19 protein-coding genes and 4 tRNA genes are annotated in these 20,987 nt (G+C 58.4%); 6 read left to right on the forward strand and 17 right to left on the reverse strand.

All coding sequences use genetic code 11. The features are described 5' to 3' along the window. Window positions 1–77 precede the first annotated feature (77 nt). On the forward strand, window positions 78–1,208 hold the full coding sequence (locus OK411_RS18495) for a nitrilase-related carbon-nitrogen hydrolase (RefSeq protein ID WP_264365500.1): 1,131 nt from the start codon (window positions 78–80) through the stop codon (window positions 1,206–1,208). Between the two features lie 3 nt (window positions 1,209–1,211). Then, window positions 1,212–2,252, forward strand: a complete 1,041-nt coding sequence (locus OK411_RS18500; RefSeq protein ID WP_136493772.1) for an AraC family transcriptional regulator — start codon at window positions 1,212–1,214, stop codon at window positions 2,250–2,252. Window positions 2,253–2,639: 387 nt separating this feature from the next. On the opposite strand, the gene OK411_RS18505 is transcribed toward OK411_RS18500, so the two are convergent. From OK411_RS18505 to OK411_RS18560, 11 genes are all read right to left on the reverse strand, one after another. After that, the gene (locus OK411_RS18505; protein WP_264365501.1) at window positions 2,640–3,500 is read right to left on the reverse strand and encodes a DUF2242 domain-containing protein; all 861 of its coding nucleotides are present in this window, start codon (window positions 3,498–3,500) and stop codon (window positions 2,640–2,642) included. 747 nt (window positions 3,501–4,247) lie between these two features. Then, window positions 4,248–6,119 (reverse strand): SurA N-terminal domain-containing protein, encoded by a 1,872-nt coding sequence (locus OK411_RS18515; protein ID WP_122703710.1) that lies wholly within the window; start codon window positions 6,117–6,119, stop codon window positions 4,248–4,250. Between the two features lie 227 nt (window positions 6,120–6,346). Then, window positions 6,347–6,619, reverse strand: coding sequence for an HU family DNA-binding protein (locus OK411_RS18520; protein WP_016775333.1), 273 nt, complete (start codon window positions 6,617–6,619; stop codon window positions 6,347–6,349). 149 nt (window positions 6,620–6,768) lie between these two features. Next, entirely contained in the window at window positions 6,769–9,165 is a 2,397-nt protein-coding gene (lon, locus tag OK411_RS18525) for an endopeptidase La (RefSeq protein ID WP_016775334.1), read from the reverse strand. A gap of 163 nt (window positions 9,166–9,328) precedes the next feature. Then, window positions 9,329–10,612 carry an ATP-dependent Clp protease ATP-binding subunit ClpX gene (gene clpX, locus OK411_RS18530; RefSeq protein ID WP_016775335.1) on the reverse strand — a complete coding sequence of 428 codons (1,284 nt, stop codon included), beginning with the start codon at window positions 10,610–10,612 and terminating at the stop codon, window positions 9,329–9,331. Between the two features lie 112 nt (window positions 10,613–10,724). Then, window positions 10,725–11,360 carry an ATP-dependent Clp endopeptidase proteolytic subunit ClpP gene (clpP, locus tag OK411_RS18535; RefSeq protein ID WP_016775336.1) on the reverse strand — a complete coding sequence of 212 codons (636 nt, stop codon included), beginning with the start codon at window positions 11,358–11,360 and terminating at the stop codon, window positions 10,725–10,727. Between the two features lie 92 nt (window positions 11,361–11,452). Next, window positions 11,453–12,763, reverse strand: a complete 1,311-nt coding sequence (gene tig, locus OK411_RS18540) for a trigger factor (RefSeq protein ID WP_016775337.1) — start codon at window positions 12,761–12,763, stop codon at window positions 11,453–11,455. Between the two features lie 401 nt (window positions 12,764–13,164). Continuing rightward, window positions 13,165–13,240: transfer RNA gene (locus OK411_RS18545), tRNA-His, on the reverse strand. Window positions 13,241–13,317: 77 nt separating this feature from the next. Then, window positions 13,318–13,402: transfer RNA gene (locus OK411_RS18550), tRNA-Leu, on the reverse strand. Between the two features lie 57 nt (window positions 13,403–13,459). Continuing rightward, window positions 13,460–13,535, reverse strand: a tRNA-His gene (locus OK411_RS18555). A gap of 32 nt (window positions 13,536–13,567) precedes the next feature. Continuing rightward, window positions 13,568–13,644, reverse strand: a tRNA-Arg gene (locus OK411_RS18560). 275 nt (window positions 13,645–13,919) lie between these two features. On the opposite strand from OK411_RS18560, the gene folD reads away from it, so the two are divergent. Beyond that, window positions 13,920–14,774: a bifunctional methylenetetrahydrofolate dehydrogenase/methenyltetrahydrofolate cyclohydrolase FolD gene (gene folD / locus OK411_RS18565; protein WP_110600737.1), complete on the forward strand. Its 855-nt coding sequence runs from the start codon at window positions 13,920–13,922 to the stop codon at window positions 14,772–14,774. 230 nt (window positions 14,775–15,004) lie between these two features. Further along, complete coding sequence (pbpG, locus tag OK411_RS18570) at window positions 15,005–15,943, forward strand: D-alanyl-D-alanine endopeptidase (RefSeq protein WP_016775339.1); 939 nt, start codon at window positions 15,005–15,007, stop codon at window positions 15,941–15,943. 54 nt (window positions 15,944–15,997) lie between these two features. Here pbpG and OK411_RS18575 read toward each other — a convergent pair whose 3' ends face one another. From OK411_RS18575 to OK411_RS18585, 3 genes are all read right to left on the reverse strand, one after another. Further along, window positions 15,998–16,204: a hypothetical protein gene (locus OK411_RS18575; protein WP_016775340.1), complete on the reverse strand. Its 207-nt coding sequence runs from the start codon at window positions 16,202–16,204 to the stop codon at window positions 15,998–16,000. Window positions 16,205–16,216: 12 nt separating this feature from the next. Next, window positions 16,217–16,423, reverse strand: a complete 207-nt coding sequence (locus tag OK411_RS18580) for a DUF6021 family protein (protein ID WP_024013462.1) — start codon at window positions 16,421–16,423, stop codon at window positions 16,217–16,219. 90 nt (window positions 16,424–16,513) lie between these two features. Beyond that, window positions 16,514–17,185, reverse strand: a complete 672-nt coding sequence (locus OK411_RS18585) for a peptidase C39 family protein (protein ID WP_110600735.1) — start codon at window positions 17,183–17,185, stop codon at window positions 16,514–16,516. A gap of 235 nt (window positions 17,186–17,420) precedes the next feature. Here OK411_RS18585 and OK411_RS18590 point away from each other — a divergent pair, with 235 nt between their 5' ends. Continuing rightward, a complete protein-coding gene (locus tag OK411_RS18590; protein WP_016775342.1) occupies window positions 17,421–17,588 on the forward strand; it encodes a hypothetical protein in 168 nt (55 codons plus the stop codon). Window positions 17,589–17,714: 126 nt separating this feature from the next. Here the strand turns inward: OK411_RS18590 and OK411_RS18595 are convergent, their stop codons facing one another. Together OK411_RS18595 and OK411_RS18600 are read right to left on the reverse strand one after the other, a co-directional pair. Next, entirely contained in the window at window positions 17,715–18,464 is a 750-nt protein-coding gene (locus OK411_RS18595) for a TerC family protein (protein WP_264365502.1), read from the reverse strand. A gap of 29 nt (window positions 18,465–18,493) precedes the next feature. Then, window positions 18,494–18,736: a hypothetical protein gene (locus tag OK411_RS18600; RefSeq protein ID WP_024013465.1), complete on the reverse strand. Its 243-nt coding sequence runs from the start codon at window positions 18,734–18,736 to the stop codon at window positions 18,494–18,496. Window positions 18,737–18,869: 133 nt separating this feature from the next. Here OK411_RS18600 and nhaR point away from each other — a divergent pair, with 133 nt between their 5' ends. Beyond that, window positions 18,870–19,769, forward strand: a complete 900-nt coding sequence (gene nhaR, locus OK411_RS18605) for a transcriptional activator NhaR (protein ID WP_016775345.1) — start codon at window positions 18,870–18,872, stop codon at window positions 19,767–19,769. Here nhaR and OK411_RS18610 read toward each other — a convergent pair. Beyond that, entirely contained in the window at window positions 19,764–20,921 is a 1,158-nt protein-coding gene (locus OK411_RS18610; RefSeq protein ID WP_264365503.1) for an MFS transporter, read from the reverse strand. The two genes, nhaR and OK411_RS18610, sit on opposite strands and share 6 nt — an antisense overlap. Window positions 20,922–20,987: the final 66 nt, after the last annotated feature.

Below are 20,987 nucleotides of genomic sequence, written 5' to 3' on the forward strand. Positions count from 1 at the left end.
CGCAGCGCCCCTTGGCAATCAGGGCCATGGGCCCTACCCTAGGCGCCACACTCTGTACCCGGCTGTTGTTGGTTTTCATGCGCAAACTTCTGTATCTGTTTTTCTCCATGGCCCTCATTGCCGCCCTGACCACCTACGCCATGTGGGCGGCAGACCGGCCGGCGGGACATTACCTGTCGGACCTGCGCATCAAGCTCGCCGTCAATCAGGGCACGCCCGCCGACCGTGGCAATCTGCTCGGCATTCAGCCCGAACTGTTCCCCACCGATTACCAAAGCTCCGCACGCCTGCACCGCAAACTCGCGGCGTATTTGCAGCAGGCCCGCGATCAGGGCTTGCTCAACGAAAAAACCGTGGTGGTGTTGCCCGAGCACGTCGGCACCTGGCTGATGATCAGCGGCGAGAAAGACGAGCTTTATCAGGCGCCAACGCTGGCGGAGGCAATGAACTGGCTGGCGGCGAGCAATCCACTGTTGTTTGCCCGAGCGTGGCTGCGGGCCAAGGGCGAGCAACGGCTGAACGATGCTTATCTGCGGATGAAAGCGAAGGCCATGGCCAAGGATTACCAGGCGCTGTTCGGCGGTCTGGCCAAGGAGTTCCAGGTCACTCTCGTCGCCGGCTCCATCGTGCTGCCGGAGCCAAGCATCCGCGACGGCCGGCTCAAGCCCGGCAGCGGCGCCCTGTTCAACAGTAGCGTGGTGTTTGGTCGCGACGGCGTACCGTTGGGCCAGCCGCAGCGGCAGATGCATCCGATCTTTGATCAGCAAGGTGTGATTCAGGCCGAAGACAAACACGCCATCCAGGTCGTCGACACACCGGCCGGACGCTTGGGCATCCTGATCGGCAGTGACAGCTGGTATCCCGGCAACTACCGCACCCTCGATGAACAAGGCGCGCAACTGGTGGCCGTGCCGGCGCAGGTTATTGGTCAAGGCGCCTGGGACAAGCCATGGCGCGGCTACAAGGGTTCGAGCACGCCGGGCTCGGTCAGCCTCAAGCCCGGCGACCTCAGTGAAGGTCAAGCTTGGCATCGACTGACCCTCACCGCGCAACCGCCAAGCAGCCACGCGATTGCCGGCATGAGTGTGTTCATGCGCGGGCAGTTCTGGGACAAGCCGAGTACCGGCACAAGCTTTCTCAGCAGCAACGGCCAGCAGTTCGCCGATGGCGAGGCCCGTGGTGCGCGCTTGCTGAACGTCTGGCTGTAAACCATGAAGCCGCAGCCGATGCGCCTCGGGGATCTGTCGGTGGGCTTCGTCCATAGTCTGGCCGACGCCGTGCGCAGCCACGGCACCGACCCGCTGCCTCTGCTCGAGCAATACGGCCTCGATGCCGCGCGAATGGCCGAGGCCGGGGCACGCTTGTCGATCCCGCGTTACATGCGCCTGGGCCACGCGGCGATTCAACTGACCGGCGATCCGGCCCTGGGCCTGCGCATGGGCCGGATGATCCGCTTGAATCAGGCTGGGCTGGCCGGCATCACCGCCGCGCAAGCACCCACCGTGCGCGAAGCGGCCCGCTGCCTGACGCGCTTCGAGCCGCTGTACGGTTCCAACTATCGCGGGCAGTCCAGTTTCCACGAAGACGCCAACGGTGCGTGGCTGCGCTTCTACTCGATCAGCCCGTACAACGCCTATAACCGCTTCGTGGTCGACTCGATCCTCGCCGGCTGGCTGCATCAGTTGTCGAGCCTGTGCGGCGAAACGTTGCGCGCCGAGCGAATCGAAATCGAATTCGAAGCGCCGGATTACCGCGACGCCTACACAATGCTCGGCGACTGCCCGATCCAGTTCAGCACCGAACGCAATCAGCTGCGCCTGAGCCTGAACAGCCTTGCCCTGCGCAATCCCGAACATTGCCCGAGCACCTGGCGACATCTGCTGCAATTGTGCGAGCGGGAGCTGGAACAACTGACCCGCACCCGCAGCCTGCGCGAGCGCATCACTCAGTTGCTCGGCCCGTTGCTCAACGGCGGCCGCGAGCCGGATCTTGAGGAAGTCGCGGCACGCCTGAAACTGCCGACCTGGACCCTGCGACGCAAACTAGCAGAGGAAGGCACGCAATTTCGCGCGATCCTCAATGACACACGCCGCGACCTGGCAATGACCTACATCCGCGACACCGAACTGGCGTTCGGCGAGATCGCCTACCTGCTGGGCTTTGCCTCAGCTGAAGCCTTCCAGCGTGCATTCAAGCGCTGGAGCGGGCAGACGCCCGGCGAATCCCGACGAAATTACCGCTCGGGAGCCTGAAGCTCAGAGCTCCGTCGCGTCGTCAGCCGGTTCTGGTTGATCCAGCTCAAAGGCCTGGTATTCGAGCAGTTCTTCCTGATACTCATCCATCGTATGAATCCCCCAACTACTCGCTATGAAAATGGCCTGATCAATCGACCTGTGCCCCGAGCATAAAGTGCCCGTGTGAAGGAAAAGTGAAACGCAGCCTTCATGAATAAAACGTAGCAGGTGGCTGGGGATTTATCGCGGCGCTGATGTCGCAGGTATGTAACCAGATCTTAAGCCAACCCGAAAACCACTGTGGGAGCGAGCCTGCTCCCGATAGCGGTGTGACAGTCTGATCATCTGTCGACTGATACACCGCTTCGCGAGCAGGCTCGCTCCCACAGGGTCTCGCTTGGTTTCTTATTGGCCCGACGCAGGCATCGCCGGAATCGGCTCGGACGGTGGAGGAATATCCGGGTTGGTCGGTGGCGTGATGGTTTCGCTGGTCGGCGCTGGCTCTTCCACGGGCGCTGGCGCAGGCGAAATCGGCGTCGACTCCGCTGGCGGCACCACCGGCTCGGAACTCACTGGCGCGGCTTCAATCGGGGCCGGTGCTGGTTCCGCAGCCGGCGCAGGGGCCGGTTCTGCTGCCGGTGTCGGCATCAGTGGCGCAGCAGCCGGAGCAGGCGTCACCTTCGGCTCAGGCACACCGAGGTCGGTTTTCGGTTTTTCTTCGATATGCGCCGCTTTCTTCGCATCGGCGGGCAGGAACTGCTCCACCAGCGTGAAGAAGCGCTCGTAGAACTTCTGCGCCGTGACCGTCTCACTGGCGACCTTGACCATCGAATCATCCGAGGAGCCGATCGGCATCGACACCGAGCCCAACACACCAACCCCGAGGCTGGCCGAGTTGTTGGTCTTCTTCAACGCATAACGATCCTGCAAGGCGTTGGCGAACACCGTCGCATGATGGCCGGCGCTGCCATCTTCGGCGCAGACCACGTTGAAGCTGATCTCGAGATGGGTCTCGCCGGTCTGCTGGAAGCTCTTGTGACCGCTGACCAGCTTCGGATCACTGCTGGTAATGATGTAGCCCTGACTGAGCAACGCGCGCCGGGCCGCTTCGCAACTGGCGGTGTCGGTTACCGGATAATTGCGCGAAAAGGTGCCGGAGTCATCGAAGTTCTCATGCTCATAGATCGGCTTGTCCTTCGAACAACCGGCCACCGCAGTCAACAAAAGCGCCAGCCCGACAACACGCATGGGAGTGAAAATCAACATTGAACATCCTGAGGGAAAACAGTCCGGGGCGTATTGTGCAACAGATCGCCGCCCCATGGCGCATGGAATAGTGTCAAGAATCGGTTACAACTTTACCGGTCATGGCCATCAGGAAAAAGCCGCGTGGACAAATGATCGATCAACGCGCGCAATTTCGCCGTGGCTTGTCGGCTCGACGGCCATAACACCCCAGAACCGACCGGCGTGTTCTAAATGCAAAAGAAAGGTAAAAATTCAAGATCAGGTCGGCTGTCAGGCCGCCTTCGCGAGCAGGCTCGCTCCCACAGAAAAGCAAAGCAGCGCAGCTGCCCGCGGCAAAGCCGCCCCACTCAACAATGAGCGCAAGCTCGAGTGCTTCTGATCTTGCTTTTGATCCATCGGCGACGTCGGAAGGCTGAGCGGAGGGATTGATCCGGGTGTGGGAGCGTAGCGACCGTCTGGCGCAGCCAGACACAGCGGAAGGAGGTGCAGCGAAGCAAACCGGAGCCGCTGCTCCCGGATCGATCCCGCAGCGAAGGAACCCGAGCCTGCGAGGGCCGAACGTAGGAGCAAGCCTTTTTGGGTACTTTTTCGGCGTCTGGAAAAAGTGCCTCGCCGTAAGGGCGAAACCGCCAGCTGCAGCACCCGAAGAAACGGATATTCACCCAAACCACCCAGAGCATGGCCGGCCCAAAGGCCGCCAAGCCACCAAAAACAAAAAAGCCCCGACCAACCAGGCCGGGGCTCCTTCAAACGTCAGTCAAAAGATCAGAACCGCTCGATCTCCGCCTCAGCTTCCAACTGCTTGCGATACGCCGCAAAGTCCTGCTGCCCTTCACGGGAAGCCAGGAAGCGACGATATTGCGCCTTCTCTTCATCAGTAGGCGCGGCAGCTTCGTTAACACCGTTGAGTCGCACAACCATCAGGCTGCCATCCGGCAACGTAACGCTGGAGAACGTCGGCTTGTCCTTGGCAGCCGGCTTCGGCATACGGAACAGTGCCTGCAGCACAGCCGGATCAACCCCTTCCTGACCACGGGTGGCCGCTTCGGTGATCTTCCAGTTCTGACCGTCAATGGCCTTGTCCAGCGGCGCCTTGCCATCGCGCAGATCAGCGATCAGCTTCTCGGCACGGGTCTTGGCCTCGGCACTGGCGTGCTCCTTGGTCAGCTGAGTGCGGATCGCCGCGCTCACACTTTCCAGCGGCAGTTGCGCAGGCTTCAGGTGCTCCTTGGAACGCAGCACGATCACGGTTTCCGGGTCCAGCTCGATGGCGGTGCTGTTGGCACCTTCATCAATCACTTCCGGGCTGAACGCGGCAGTGACCACGGCACGGTTGGCGGCAACACCTTCGCCACCTTCACGGCCGAACGGCTTGGAAGTGTGCACGGTCAGTTTCAGATCCGCTGCTGGCTGTGCCAGGTCAGAGGCTTCGAACGCCGAGTCTTCCAGTTGCTTGGTCGCCTCAACAAAACGCTGCTCGACCTGCGCGGCTTTCAGCTCGCGGGTCAGCTTGTCTTTCAGGCTGGCCAGGGTCGGCACTTCAGGCGCTTCCACGCCCAACAGCTTGATCAGGTGATAACCGAAGTCGGTACGAATCGGCTCGGACACCTGGTCTTTCGACAGCGAGTACAGAGCCTTTTCGAAGGCCGGATCGTAAACGCCAGGACCGGCGTAACCGAGATCACCACCATTGTTGGCGGAACCCGGGTCCTGCGAGAACTCTTTGGCCAGCGCTTCGAACTTCTCACCCTTGGCCAGACGCGCCTGGACTTCGTCGATCTTCGCCTTGGCCTGCGCTTCGGTGGTCTTGTCGTTCACTTCGATAAGGATGTGCGCGGCACGACGCTGTTCCGCCAGGTTGGCGATCTCTTTCTGATACGCCGCCTCAAGATCTTCATCCTTGACCGCAACCTGATCGAAGAACGACGACTTCTTCAGCTCGACGTAATCGATGATCACCTGGTCCGGCGTCATGAATTCCTTGGCGTGCTCGTCGTAGTAAGCCTTGACCTCGTCATCGGTCAGCTTGACCGCAGCCGGGTTGGCCTTGACGTTCAGAGTGGCGAAATCACGGGTCTGTTTTTCCAGACGGGCGAATGCCAGCACTTCGGCGTCGGTGACGAAACCGCTGCCGGCAACGCCTGCGCGCAATTGGCCGATGAGCATTTCCTGAGCCAGCATCTGGCGGAACTGCATGCGGCTGTAGCCCAGTTGACGGATCACCTGGTCGAAACGCTCCGAGCTGAACTTGCCGTCGACCTGGAATTCAGGCGTCTGCAGGATCACTTGATCCAGCGCGGCTTCGGAGAATGAGAACTTCGCCTGTTCGGCGCCTTGCAGCAGCAACTTGCGGTCGATCAGGCCTTTGAGCGCCGATTCGCGCAGCATCTTTTCGTCGAGCAAGGAAGCATCGAAGTCCTTGCCCAGCTGTTGCATCAGCTGACGGCGTTGCATATCAACGGCCTGGCTCAGCTCGTTCTGGCTGATTTCGTCACCGTTGACCTTGGCCGCCTCGTTCTTGTGAGTCGTGGCCTGGAAAATGGCATCGAAACCGGTCAGGGCCATCAGTGCAACGATGACCCCGATAATGGTCTTGGCAATCCAGCCTTGTGAATTGTCCCTGATATTCTGCAGCATGCGTCCCCCAGAAACGGTTGAACTTCAATTTAGGCAACCGTGGAGCGTGGGTAGAATCCGGATAGAAGAAAGGCGCATCCGAGGATGCGCCTTCTCGTAACTGGCGGAGCGGACAGGGCTCGAACCCTCGATCCCGGCGTTACAGGTGGCTCTTTCAGCCACCTGCTCTACCGCTCCGCTGCCAAGTCAGGCTTGACCCCGACCCGGATGGGTAAAAACCTGGAAACTCAGTTAACAGCTTCTTTCAGCGCTTTACCGGCTTTGAAACCTGGCTTCTTGGCAGCCGGGATTTCCAGAGACTTGCCGGTTTGCGGGTTGCGACCGGTACGAGCCGGACGGTCAGTCACGGAGAAAGTACCGAAACCAACCAGAACAACGGAGTCGCCAGCCTTCAGAGCGCCAGTGACGGATTCGATTACAGCGTCCAGCGCACGGCCAGCAGCAGCTTTCGGGATATCAGCGGATGCAGCGATAGCATCAATCAGTTCCGACTTGTTCACTCTAAGTCCCCTTATATCTATTTTGAGATGTTTCTAAGTTTTTTGGTGAAAGCAAAAACGAGTGCTGAATGGCCTACAGACACTTAAGAGCCGCTTTATAACAAGGGCTCTAAAATGCTGTCAAGGAAAGCCCCCCAGGCTAAAACGTATTAATGCGTGCTAATTCTTTCCTTGGCATCAGACTCGCGTTTTTCGTCCTTGGCAACTATCTCCGGAGCCACATCCGGCAAGGGCTCCGGCGCGTATTGCAGCGCAATTTGCAGGACCTCGTCAATCCATTTAACCGGTTTGATCTGCAGATCCTGCTTGATATTGTCAGGAATCTCCTTCAGATCGCGGACGTTTTCTTCCGGAATAATCACAATCTTGATTCCGCCGCGATGTGCCGCCAGCAGTTTTTCTTTCAAACCGCCAATTGCCAATACCTGACCACGCAAAGTGATCTCACCGGTCATGGCGACATCGGCGCGCACCGGAATGCCGGTCAATGCCGAGACCAACGCGGTGCACATGCCCACGCCAGCGCTAGGGCCGTCTTTCGGCGTAGCACCTTCCGGCATGTGAATATGGGTGTCGCGCTTCTCGTGGAAGTCCAGCGGGATGCCCAGGCTCTTGGCGCGGCTGCGCACAACGGTCTGTGCGGCAGTGATCGATTCGACCATCACATCACCGAGCGAACCGGTCTTGATCAGCTGCCCTTTACCCGGAATCACTGCGGCTTCGATGGTCAGCAATTCGCCGCCAACCTGAGTCCACGCCAGGCCAGTCACCTGCCCCACCTGATCCTGCTGCTCGGCCAGGCCGTAGCGGAACTTGCGCACGCCGAGGAAATGCTCGAGCAGATCAGCTGTCACTTTTACCGAGAAGCGTTTTTCCAGCGCATGCTCTTTCACTGCCTTGCGGCAGACCTTGGCGATCTGCCGCTCGAGGCCCCGCACGCCCGCTTCACGGGTGTAATAACGGATGATGTCGCGGATCGCTTCCTCGTCGAACTCCAGCTCGCCCTTCTTCAGACCATTGGCGGCGATCTGTTTCGGCGAGAGGTATTTCACGGCGATGTTGATCTTCTCGTCTTCGGTGTAACCCGGCAGACGGATGACTTCCATCCGGTCCAGCAGCGCTGGCGGGATGTTCATCGAGTTCGAGGTGCACAGGAACATCACATCAGAGAGGTCGTAATCGACTTCCAGATAGTGATCGTTGAAGTTGTGGTTTTGCTCGGGATCAAGCACTTCCAGCAACGCCGACGCCGGATCGCCACGCATGTCGCTACCCATCTTGTCGATTTCATCGAGCAGGAACAGCGGGTTGCGTACGCCCACTTTTGTCATCTTTTGAATCAATCTTCCCGGCATCGAACCGATGTAGGTCCGGCGGTGACCACGAATTTCCGCTTCGTCACGCACGCCGCCCAAGGCCATACGTACGAATTTACGGTTGGTGGCGTGGGCAATCGATTCCGCCAGCGAGGTTTTACCCACGCCTGGAGGACCGACCAGGCACAACACCGGGCCACGGATTTTCTTCACGCGCTTCTGCACGGCGAGGTATTCAAGGATGCGCTCCTTGACCTCTTCGAGGCCGTAGTGATCGGCGTCGAGAATGTCTTCTGCACGGGCCAGGTCGAGGCGTACCTTACTCTGCGCCTTCCACGGCACCTGCACCAGCCAGTCGATGTAGGAACGCACCACGGTGGCTTCAGCCGACATCGGCGACATCTGCTTGAGCTTGTTCAGCTCGGCAGTCGCCTTGGCCAGCGCGTCTTTCGGCAGGCCGGCAGCATCGATGCGCTTTTTCAGCTCTTCGATTTCGTTGTGGCCTTCATCGCCGTCACCGAGTTCTTTCTGAATGGCCTTCATCTGCTCATTCAGGTAGTACTCGCGCTGACTGCGCTCCATCTGCTTCTTGACGCGACCGCGGATGCGTTTTTCAACCTGCAACAGATCGATTTCAGCATCCAGCAGCGCCAGCACGTGCTCGACACGGGCCGACAGATCGATGATCTCGAGGATTTCCTGCTTCTGCTCGATTTTCAGCGCCATGTGCGCGGCCATGGTGTCGACCAGACGACCGGGCTCATCGATGCTGTTGAGCGACGACAGGACTTCAGCCGGAACCTTCTTGCCCAGCTGAACGTATTGTTCGAACTGCGACAGCAGTGTGCGCACGAAGACTTCCGACTCGCGCTCGGCGGCGTCGACTTCTTCGATCAGAGACACTTCGGCGCGGCAGTGGCCATCGACTTCGCTGAAGCGCTCGACAGTACCACGCTGCTCGCCTTCGACCAGAACCTTGACGGTGCCGTCAGGCAGCTTCAGCAGCTGCAGAACCGTGGCAATCGTACCTACGCGATAGAGAGCGTCTTCACCGGGATCATCGTCAGCCGGGTTTCGCTGGGCCAGCAGCAGAATCTGCTTGTCACCCGTCATCGCTGCCTCGAGGGCTTCGATGGATTTCTCGCGCCCCACGAACAGCGGGATAACCATGTGCGGATAAACCACGACATCACGCAATGGCAGGAGAGGCAATTCGATGGTTGTCTTCATGATTTCGCCTCTACGGCGGCCGTATGGCCGTAATCAGATGGAATTAAGCTTGAAACCAAGATGGGGGCTGCCTCGAAAAAAAACAAGCGCAAAGCGGAGGTAAAAAACGACTTAAAAAAAAAGAGGCCCGAAGGCCCCTTCTTTGTTGCGGCGCTGTGAACGCTTACGCGTCCGGCGCTGCCTTGGCCGTCGGCTCACTGTTTTCGTAGATATACAGTGGCTTGGACTTGCCTTCGATCACGCTTTCATCGATCACGACTTTGCTCACCTCGGACTGCGAGGGGATCTCATACATCGTGTCGAGCAATACACCTTCGAGAATCGAACGCAGGCCACGGGCACCGGTTTTACGTTCCAGGGCACGCTTGGCGACCGATTTCAGCGCGTCGGAACGGAATTCCAGATCCACGCCTTCCATCTCGAACAGCTTGGCATACTGTTTGGTCAGAGCATTTTTCGGCTCTGTGAGGATTTGCATCAGCGCAGCCTCGTCGAGCTCGTCCAGTGTCGCCAGGACCGGCAGACGACCGACGAATTCCGGGATCAGACCGAACTTGACCAGATCGTCAGGCTCGACTTCACGCAGGGATTCACCGACCTTCTTGCCCTCTTCCTTGCTGCGCACTTCGGCATTGAAGCCGATGCCGCCTTTGGTGGAACGGTTCTGAATGACCTTTTCCAGGCCGGAGAACGCACCACCGCAGATGAACAGGATGTTACGGGTGTCGACCTGCAGGAACTCCTGCTGCGGATGCTTGCGGCCACCTTGCGGCGGTACCGAAGCGACCGTGCCTTCGATCAACTTGAGCAAGGCCTGCTGCACGCCTTCACCGGAAACATCACGGGTGATCGACGGGTTGTCGGACTTGCGGGAAATCTTGTCGATTTCGTCGATGTAGACAATGCCCATCTGGGCTTTCTCTACGTCGTAATCGCACTTCTGCAGCAGCTTCTGAATGATGTTCTCGACATCTTCACCCACGTAACCGGCCTCGGTGAGGGTGGTTGCGTCGGCGATGGTGAACGGAACGTTCAGCAAGCGGGCCAGTGTTTCGGCCAGCAGGGTTTTACCGGAGCCTGTCGGGCCGATCAGCAGGATGTTGCTCTTGCCGAGTTCGACGTCGTCAGCCTTTTTGTCACGCTGGTTCAGGCGCTTGTAGTGGTTGTACACCGCTACGGCCAAAACCTTTTTCGCACGCTCCTGACCAATGACGTACTGGTCAAGGATGCCGCTGATTTCTTTAGGCGAAGGCAATTTATGCGCGCTGCTTTCGGCCTGTGCTTCCTGCACCTCCTCGCGGATGATGTCATTGCACAGGTCGACGCACTCGTCGCAGATAAAGACCGAGGGGCCGGCAATCAATTTGCGCACTTCATGCTGGCTTTTGCCACAGAAGGAGCAATAGAGCAGCTTGCCGTTGTCCTCGCCGTTGCGGGTGTCAGTCATTCGTTCGATCCAAATCCAATAGGCTTGCAACACAAGATGAAGGCTATTGCGGGCTTTTTCAAGCCCGCCGCTGATCGGACATGCCGATCAGGCCTGTTTTGCGCTGCTTATATTAAGCTGGACGCTGGTTGATCACTTCGTCGATCAGGCCGTATTCCTTCGCAGCTTCGGCACTCATGAAGTTGTCGCGATTGGTATCGCGCTCGATTTCTTCCAGAGTACGGCCGCTGTGCTTGGCCATCAGCATGTTCAGACGCTCGCGGATGAAGAGGATTTCCTTGGCGTGGATTTCGATGTCCGACGCCTGACCCTGGAAACCGCCCAGTGGCTGGTGAATCATCACGCGCGAGTTCGGCAGGCAGAAACGCTTGCCCGGTGCACCTGCGGTGAGCAGGAATGCGCCCATGCTGCAGGCCTGACCGATGCAGGTAGTCGATACGTTCGGCTTGATGAACTGCATGGTGTCGTAGATCGACATGCCGGCAGTCACCGAACCGCCCGGCGAGTTGATGTACAGATGGATGTCCTTGTCCGGGTTTTCCGCTTCAAGGAACAGCAGTTGCGCACAGATCAGGTTGGCCATGTAGTCCTCTACCGGGCCCACCAGAAAGATCACTCGCTCCTTGAGCAGGCGCGAGTAGATGTCGTAGGCGCGTTCGCCACGAGCGGACTGCTCGACAACCATCGGGACCAGGCCGCCAGCGGCCTGGATATCAGAGTTCTGCTGAATATAAGAATTACGGAACATGCTCTGCAGTCGCTCCCAAATAGTTATGTCTTGAATACGCATAAGCCAGCTCGAGAGCTGGCTTATGGTGTGCACTTCTAACGCAAAATCAATCAGTCGGCTGCTGGAGCTTCTACCGGCTTGACTGCTTCTTCGTAGGAGACCGATTTGTCGGTCACACTAGCTTTCTGCAGAACAGTATCCACAACTTGTTCTTCCAGCACAACCGAACGCACTTCGTTCAGTTGCTGCTCGTTTTTGTAGTACCACGACACGACCTGCTCTGGCTCCTGGTAAGCGGAAGCCATTTCCTGAATCATTTCGCGAACGCGAGCTTCGTCAGGCTTGAGGTCGAACTGCTTGACCACTTCAGCAACGATCAGGCCCAGCACGACGCGGCGCTTGGCTTGCTCTTCGAACAGCTCGGCCGGCAGCTGGTCTGGCTTGATGTTGCCGCCGAACTGCTGAACAGCCTGCACGCGCAGACGGTCAACTTCGTTGGACAGCAGAGCCTTTGGCACTTCGATCGGGTTGGTGGCCAGCAGACCGTCCATTACCTGATTCTTGACCTTGGATTTGATCGCCTGACGCAGTTCACGCTCCATGTTCTTGCGAACTTCGGTGCGGAAACCGTCGATGCCGCTTTCCTTGATGCCGAATTGAGCGAAGAACTCTTCGTTCAGCTCAGGCAGCTTAGGCTCGGACACAGTGTTGACGGTCACGGTGAACTCGGCGGTTTTGCCAGCCAGGTCCAGGTTCTGATAGTCCTCAGGGAAGGTCAGGTTCAGAACGCGCTCTTCGCCAGCCTTAGCGCCAACCAGGCCTTCTTCGAAGCCCGGGATCATACGGCCGGAACCCAGTACCAGCTGAGTGCCCTTGGCGGAGCCGCCAGCGAACACTTCGCCGTCAACCTTGCCAACGAAATCGATGTTCAGCTGGTCTTCGTTCTGCGCGGCACGGTCGGCCACTTCGAAACGGGTGTTCTGCTTGCGCAGGATGTCGAGCATCTTGTCCAGGTCAGCGTCAGCCACTTCAGCGCTCAGACGCTCAACGGTGATGCCTTCGAAGCCAGCAACGGTGAACTCAGGGAAGACTTCGAATACAGCAACGTACTCCAGATCCTTGCCCGCTTCGAGCGACTTTGGCTCGATCGAAGGCGAACCGGCAGGGTTGAGCTTCTGCTCGACCACAGCTTCGTAGAAGGAAGACTGGATGACGTCGCCTACCGCTTCCTGACGCGCATCAGCACCGAAACGGCGCTTGATTTCGCTCATTGGCACTTTGCCTGGACGGAAGCCAGCAATTTTGGCCTTTTGGGCAGTCTGTTGCAGACGCTTGTTGACCTGAGTCTCGATGCGCTCTGCCGGCACGGTGACGCTCATGCGGCGCTCGAGAGCAGTAGTATTTTCAACAGAAACTTGCATGGATATTCCTCGTTGCACAGACGTTAGCCGGCCGTTTCCGACCCCAGAATCAAGGGCATGCATTCTAGTGGGTCAAACTCAAGAAGTCACCCTACTGGAAACGGGTAAAAAAACAGCAGGCAATTTATAGGGAGCGCCGCACGAATGCCGTGCACTCCACTGGCGAATACAAGCGATCACGTCAGGGCTCTGCAGCAACGCTTCTATATATAGAAGCAACTATCAAATCCGCCCCGACAGGCGTTCCGGTAAAACCGGAACGACGAGCAGTTCAGCGTCATCCGATCCTTTAAAAGCGATGAAGTGCCCTGCCCTGCGCTTCGAAATCGGCCATGGCCGGATTTCGAAACCGCTAAAACAAAAAAGGCGCCAGACTGTTAAATCTGGCGCCTTTCGAAATATGGGGTGGACGATGGGGATCGAACCCACGACAACGGGAGTCACAATCCCGTGCTCTACCAACTGAGCTACGCCCACCATATTGCGTAACAAAAAAGCCAAACAACTTCTTTGTTGAAACTTCATCAGGCCGGAGGCACAGATGAAGCTTTATTTGGTGCGGATGAAGAGACTCGAACTCTTACGCCTCGCGGCGCTGGAACCTAAATCCAGTGTGTCTACCAATTCCACCACATCCGCGGATGAAGCTTTTAAAGCAAAGGCGCCAGACCGTTAAATCTGGCGCCTTTCGAAATATGGGGTGGACGATGGGGATCGAACCCACGACAACGGGAGTCACAATCCCGTGCTCTACCAACTGAGCTACGCCCACCATATCGCGTTACTTGTGCCAAAGCTGCCTAATGGCGCACCCGGCAGGACTCGAACCTGCGACCATCCGCTTAGAAGGCGGATGCTCTATCCAGCTGAGCTACGGGCGCCTTGTTAATCTGTACTCTTAAAGGACTACAAACTAAGTGCTTTCCAGCGTCGCAGAACCTTGATTCCGCTTCACCTTCTTAACCAGTGCTAGGCTGTGCCCGACAAGTGCGACGAATAGTATAGAGGGCTCCAAAGGTCGTCAAATCCTTTTTGAAAAAAATTCATTTAATTAAAGGAGTTAGAGGAATTTGCTGACCAAGCGCCTTTGCCCTCACCGCTCGACATGCGAGAATGCGTTCTCATTTTTTCCCCTCTCGATGGTTAATCACGCGCAATGACTGCACAACTAATCGACGGCAAATCGATCGCCGCCAGCCTGCGCCAGCAGATCGCCCAACGAGTTGCCGAGCGTCGCCAGCAAGGCCTGCGCACCCCCGGCCTCGCGGTGATCCTGGTCGGCAGCGATCCTGCCTCTCAGGTTTATGTCTCGCACAAGCGTAAAGACTGTGAAGAGGTTGGCTTCCTCTCTCAAGCCTACGACCTGCCCTCCGACACCACTCAGGAAGCCCTGACCGATCTGATCGATCGCCTTAATGACGATCCGGCCATCGACGGCGTGCTCCTGCAGTTGCCTCTGCCCGAACACCTCGATGCGTCCAAGCTGCTGGAACGCATCCGCCCGGACAAAGACGTCGACGGCTTCCACCCGTACAACGTCGGCCGCCTGGCCCAGCGCATCCCGCTGCTGCGCCCCTGCACCCCGAAAGGCATCATGACCTTGCTGGAAAGCACTGGCGCTGATCTTTACGGGATGGACGCGGTAGTCGTGGGCGCCTCGAATATCGTCGGTCGCCCGATGGCTATGGAGCTGCTGCTGGCCGGCTGCACCGTCACCGTGACTCACCGCTTCACCAAGGATCTGGCCGGTCACGTCGGCCGCGCTGATCTGGTGGTCGTCGCCGCCGGCAAACCGGGCCTGGTCAAGGGCGAGTGGATCAAGGAAGGCGCGATCGTGATCGACGTCGGCATCAACCGTCAGGAAGACGGCAAACTGGTCGGTGACGTCGTCTACGAAACCGCCCTGCCCCGCGCTGGCTGGATTACTCCGGTACCGGGCGGCGTTGGCCCGATGACCCGTGCCTGCCTGCTGGAAAATACCCTCTACGCGGCAGAAACCCTGCACGTCTGACCAGTTTTTTCCGCCGCACCAGAACCCCGCCTCGTGCGGGGTTTTTAATGCCTGAGAAAAAACTTCAACCGTTCGCCGGAAACCGCTCTTTTTACAGGCCTTTTCACGAGATTTTCAGGTCTTACAAACAACCATCGACAGTTCTTCAGCCATACTCCTAAAATGCGCCGGTTTTAAGAAATAACCCGTTACAAACTAACGGTATATCCAACCTTTTAGAGTTCGCCCGCGTGAAAATTCGTCTCTCGATTCTGAGCCTGTTGTTTGCTGTTACGGGCACATTCATCACGCCAACGATCAACGCTGCGGAAACCACCGCTGTCCCACGTGACGCTTCGACTTTGAAGATCGCGTCCGGCAGCGCCCTGCTCATGGATATGCAGACCAATAAGGTCATCTATTCCAGCAACCCTGACGTGATCGTGCCGATTGCTTCCGTCAGCAAGCTGATGACTGGCCTGGTCGTGGTGGAAGCTCGACAGAACATGGACGAATGGATCGATGTCGACATCAGGAACACTCCGGAAATGAAGGGCGTGTTCTCCCGGGTCAAACTCAAGAGTGAGCTGCCGCGCCGCGAGATGCTGCTGATCGCCTTGATGTCCTCGGAAAACCGCGCCGCCGCCAGCCTCGCCCATCACTATCCGGGCGGCTACGCTGCTTTTATTGCGGCAATGAACGCCAAGGCCAAGGCGCTGGGCATGACCAGCACGCACTTTGTCGAGCCGACCGGCTTGTCGGAGCGCAACGTTTCCACCGCCCGCGACCTGAGCAAACTGCTGGTGGCCGCGCACAAGCAACCGCTTCTGGTGCAACTGACCACCACCAAGGAAAAAACCGTGGCGTTCCGCAAACCCAACTACACCCTGGGCTTCCGCAATACCGACCACTTGGTCAATAAGGCCGATTGGGACATCAAGATCACCAAGACCGGCTTCACCAACCCGGCCGGCCATTGCCTGGTGCTGGTGACGAAGATGGGCAACCGTCCGGTCGCCCTGGTGATTCTCGATGCGTTTGGCAAATACACGCATTTTGCCGATGCCAGCCGCATCCGCAGCTGGGTGGAAACCGGGCGCAGCGCCAGTGTTCCAGCGGTGGCACAGCAGTACAAAGCCGACAAAAACCTCAAGAGCCGTCAGAGCGGCGTAGTCGAGGCGGCCAAGTAGATCCAGCGTTGATGAAAAAGCCCCGAATCTTCGGGGCTTTTTTTCGTCTGCGCATCAGTCGTTGGGCAGCGGCATCTTGTCGTCATCGGGGATGCCATCGCCCGAGCTCGGCTCTGGCGAAACCTCCGGCGTCAGCACATTGGGCCGGGCCAGCGGGTCACGCATCGGGCTGTCCGGGTCCAGCACCGGATCAACCTCAGGCTCCGGCGTGGTCGGCACGCTGTCAGGTTTGTGGTCATCGAAGCTTGAATCGGTACTCATACGCACCTCACATCAAGGTTTCAGATCGGCTAACGGATCATAGGGCTTGGCCGGTTTCTTCGGATCTTCACCGGGCTCGACATCCAGCGGCGCTTTAGCCGGACCGACCGGATCGACTTGCGGATCGTCAAGGTCCGGCGAATCCGGATCGAATCCCAGATCATCACCCGAGGAATGTTCGGACGAGTGCGGGCCTTTCGGGTTTGGGGAATCTGCCATGTTGCCTCCTTGATTCACCCGCGAAGCACGGGCATTAATCTTCAGAGGCTGGCCGGGCGCAGTCGTGCCCGGCAGATGACGAACGGAGGTTTATTGCGCTGCCAGAGCCTTTCGCGCCTGCGCCGCAGCGTTTTCTTCACCGGCCTGGGCCAGTTCATCGGCGGCTTTCAACCAACGGGAGCGGTCGACGGCTGCCGGGATCTGCGACGGTTTCTGAATCAGGATCGCCCAGCCACCGGCCTTTTCGAGCGCTGCTTGAAAGCTGCCGAAATCCATCAACTGCCGACGGTTCATGCCGGCGCGCAGCAGGACCTTCTGTTTATTGCGATCGTAGCCGGACAGGATCGCGTAACGCGGCTCGGCCCAGAATGCCGAACCTTCACTGAAACGCACCATGACCGGGTAGCCCGCTGCGACCTGGGTCAGCAAGGCCGGCAGCTTGCTGTCGAGCGGATAAACCACCAGACCGTACTCGCGGGCGAGGTTCTGCATGTTCTGCTGCAGCTTGTCCTCAGCGCCCGGCAAGTGCAGCGGTTTTTCCAGAAGTCCCGGGGTGATGACGATGCCTTGTTGCGACAGCAGACTGGCCAGCACCTGTGGCCCACTCTGGTTGGCTTCGCCACGATAGAAGGTGCCACTGAGCTCAACCCGCTCCGGCAAGCGTTTGACTTCTGGCGCTACGCTGCCCGCACATCCGCTCAGCACCACCGCGCAAGCGCCGGCAAGCAACGCTCCGCGCACTCGAGAAAATACCTGCACCATCAATCACTCTCTTCCAGACGCCGGTCATCGTGTTCCGGCAACGCCAGCGATCATAGAGCCGCACCAGCCTGCGGTATAGCCTTAAACCGCAGAGCGGGCGATTGCATAGAGCAAACTGATTGGTCACTAACGACCTTTGGTCAATAGCTTGAAACACCCCATTGACTAGACTGTCACTGAAATAGAGCGAATTGCGAAAAGCGGGCGCCCGATGCAGGGCGAAGAGGAGGCACCAATGAGCCTGACCATGACCATCGTGATGTTGATAGCCGGCTGGCTGGCCGTGGCGACTGCCATGTTGTGGGGCGTGCTGCGGATTTCGCGGCGCCATCATCATCCGGTGCAGACGATGCCGGTTGAGAAGACAGAGAAGCATCCAGTGCGACACGCTGCTGCGCATTGAAGACCAACAAGGTCCTTCCCTCATGAGAGCGCTCAGCAGCAGCGCGCTCTCGATAACTCAGCAAAAGGTGAATAAAAAAACCGCCTGAGCTCAACCAGCCCAGGCGGTTTTTTGTGTTCTCAGCAATTACGCCTGCTGAGCAACCTTCTTCTGCTTCGCCCGGCGCGACAGCATGTTCAACACCTCAATGCCCGCCGAGAACGCCATGGCCGCGTACACATAGCCTTTCGGTACGTGGGCGCCGAAGCCTTCGGCGATCAGCGTCATGCCGATCATGATCAGGAAGCCCAGCGCCAGCATGACCACCGTCGGGTTATCGTTGATGAACTTGGCCAGCGGGTCAGCCGCGAGCAGCATCACCAGCACCGACACCACCACCGCGATGATCATGATCGGCAAGTGTTCGGTCATGCCGACAGCGGTAATGATGCTGTCGATCGAGAACACCATGTCGAGCATCAGGATCTGACCGATAGCTGCGGCAAAACCAAGCGTTATGGTCGAAGTCGCTGTTTTCGGGTCTTCCGGCGACGGGTCCATGCTGTGATGGATCTCGGTCGTGGCTTTCCACACCAGGAACAGGCCACCGGCGATCAGGATCATGTCCTTCCAGGAGAACGCCTGGCCAAGAATTTCAATCACAGGCTCGGTCAACTGCACGATGAACGCGATGGTGCTCAACAACGCCAGACGCAGAATCAGGGCCATGCCGATACCGATACGGCGCGCCTTCTGCCGATGCTGTTCGGGCAGCTTGTTGGTCAGGATCGAAATAAAGATCAGGTTATCGATGCCAAGCACGATTTCCATTACCACCAGTGTGGCCAAAGCAACCCAAGCGGTGGGGCTGGCGGCGAGTTCTAACAGATATTCCATGGGTCAGTCCTGACTCTGTGTAAGACGGTTTAGATGGTCTTGGAGGAAGATTCGGATTCTTCCGCTTGTTTTTCCGGGGTTTCTTTTTTCTCGATCAAACCACCGGTGGCGTCACTGAGCGCTTGCTCAGCGGCTTTATGGGTGTCGTCAATCGCTTGCTTGGCAGTTTCAGCCGCCGCACCCATCAGTTGCTGGGCGCTTTTTTCCGCCTGATCACAACCGGCCAGAACCAGTAAAGACGCAAACATCACTGCGGGAAATGTGTATTTCATAAGGTTTCCTTCGAATGAACAGACAGGCGCACACACCGGCCGTCGATGGCTGGGCATTCTAGGGAGATGAACACTTCAGGAAAATTCGTATTTTTAGCGGCTATACTTCGGTTTTCACGAAGTGGCCATCACTATGCTCAATTACCGACAACTGCATTACTTCTGGGTTGTAGCCAAAACCGGCAGCATCGTCCGCGCCTGCGAGCAACTGAACCTGACGCCACAGACCATCAGCGGACAGATTTCACTGCTTGAACAAACCTATGGCGTGGAGTTGTTTCGCCGCGTCGGCCGGCAGCTGGAGCTCACCGAAGCCGGGCGCCAGGCCCTGCCCTACGCCGAGCAGATGTTTCAGCTGGGCGGCGAGCTGGAGCTGATGCTGCGTGCGCAGCCCAACGAGCAGCAGATCCTCTTTCGCGTCGGCGTGGCCGACGTGGTGCCCAAATCCATTGTTTATCGCCTGATCGCGCCGACCATGGAATTGAGCGAGCCGCTGCGCATCACCTGCCGCGAGGACAAACTCGAGCGCCTGCTCGCCGATCTGGCCATTCAGCGTCTGGATCTGGTGATTTCCGACAGTCCGATGCCTTCGCATCTGGACATCAAAGGCTACAGCCAGAAGCTCGGTGAATGCGGGATCAGTTTTTTCGCCACCGCCGAACTTGCCGCGCAGTATGGCCAGGATTTCCCGCGCAGCCTGCACGGCGCACCGTTGCTGATTCCCGGCGCGGAAACCGTGGTGCGCAGCCGTTTGCAGCGCTGGTTCGCCGAACAGCAGATCCAGCCGCAGATTGTCGGCGAATTCGATGACAGTGCTTTGATGCAGGCCTTCGGCCAATCCGGCAGCGGGATCTTTATCGGCCCGAGCGTGATTGCCGAGGAAGTGAAGCGCCAGTACGGCGTCGAGTTGATCGGCCAGACCGACGCGGTGAGCGAGTCGTTCTATGCCATTTCGGTGGAACGCAAGGTCAAGCACCCTGGCATCGTAGCGATTACCGAGGGTGCCCGACGCGAGCTGTTTACCGGGTTATGAAACGCAGACTTCCCGTGGCTTGAGTGTCATCAGCACCATGGCGAGGAACACCGAAAGCAAAATGAAGCCGGCAGCGGCAAAGCCGAGAAAGCCAAGACCGGCGCTGTCGATCACCCGGCCGCCGACCATCGCGCCCAGGCCGATACCGAGATTGGCCCCGGCGATGTTCAGCGACGCGGCGAAGGCCGGCGCTTCCGGTGCGGCTTTCATCAGGCGCACATGGCTGACCAGGAACAATGCGGCCTGGGTTACGCCCCAGATGCCCATCGCCACCGCCAGACCCACTGGCGAATGAATGTTCGGCACCAGCGAAACCATGCCGGCGATCATGAACGCACAGAACAACACCGACGCCCCCAGCGGATGCCGATCCACCGCACGCCCGCCGAGCGAGTTGCCGACCAGCCCGACTGCGCCAAATGCCATCAGGCACCAACCGACCACGGTGCCGTTGAAACCGGCAAGTCGTTCGAGGATGTCAGCAAGGTAGGTGTAAGCGGTGAACATGCCGCTGAACACCAGAATCGACAACAAGATATGGCCGAGCATCAGCGGGCTGCGCAGGATCTTGAACTGCGAACGGAAGCTGACCTGATGCTGGTGCAGACTGGTTTTCGGCAGGTAGACAAACAGCAGCAAGGCTTTGGCAAACGCGATCAGCGCCAGAATGCCGAATGCGCTGCGCCAGCCGAACGCGTCGGAAATCAGCGTGCCGACCGGAATGCCGAACACCGTGGCGCAGACGATACCGAAGCCGATCTTGGCGATGGCGCGGCCGGCGAAATCCGGGCCGACGATGTCGACGGCGGTTTCACTGGCCAATGCCCAGAACACTGGCAAACCCAACGCCGGAATCAACCGTGCGATGGCCATCACCCAGATATTCGGCGCCAACGCTGCCACGGTGTTGGCCAGACCGAACATGATCAGAATGCTGATGAACAGTTTGCGCCGTTCAAAACGGGCGAAATAAGCGGTCAGGAACGGGCCGAACAGCGCCACGGTAAAGGCGAACAAGGTCACCAGCAGCCCGGCTTGCGGGATGCTGACTTCGAGGTCTCGGGCGATCGCCGGCAACAGGCCGACAATGACGAATTCCGTGGTCAGCACCGTGAACCCGGCGGCGGACAACAGAAGAATAGGCAACAGCATGCGCAACTCCAGCAAAACGACGACGCCAGCGATGACCCGGAGGCCCGCTGGCAGAACTTGAAAATG

It is taken from the genome of Pseudomonas sp. RG1 (assembly GCF_025910115.1).
In the GTDB taxonomy this organism is placed as follows: Bacteria; Pseudomonadota; Gammaproteobacteria; order Pseudomonadales; family Pseudomonadaceae; genus Aquipseudomonas; species Aquipseudomonas atacamensis.